The 451-nt window shown below is 28.6% G+C and carries 1 protein-coding gene; it reads left to right on the forward strand.

Going from position 1 to position 451, the window contains the following annotated elements; all coding sequences use genetic code 11:
• Positions 1 to 451 (forward strand): lipase family protein (locus ELQ16_RS09815; RefSeq protein ID WP_407919975.1); only part of this gene is annotated, 451 nt, incomplete at both ends.

Raw genomic sequence — 451 nt, forward strand, 5'->3', positions numbered from 1 at the left:
ACAAATCAAAGAAAAAGACTCTCTTACCATTACAGGACATTCTCTTGGAGGCTGTCTTACACAACTCTTTGCTTTAAGTATCTGTGATGATAAAAATAGAAATAATATCAAAGCTTTATATACTTATAATGCACCTGGAGCTAGAAAGATAATACCTCCTTATGATTATATAGTAAAACTCTTTATATTTCACAGTAAAGAACAACAAGAAAGATTTATAAAAGAAGAAATAGAAAATATAGCAAATAGGGCAAGAGATTTAGGCAAAGATAATATTTTCTTAGAAAGTAAGATACGAAAGATATTACACAAGATAATCCAAGAAAAACAAAGTCAATACTATGGGATAACAATGAGTATTTCTACTAATACAACGATGATGGCACTCAATATTAATGCTATTCCTATTTTAGCAGATATTGCACCATATTATAGACAACTTGCTTATAAT

The organism is Campylobacter sp. US33a (genome assembly GCF_004378855.1).
Classification (GTDB): domain Bacteria; phylum Campylobacterota; class Campylobacteria; order Campylobacterales; family Campylobacteraceae; genus Campylobacter_D.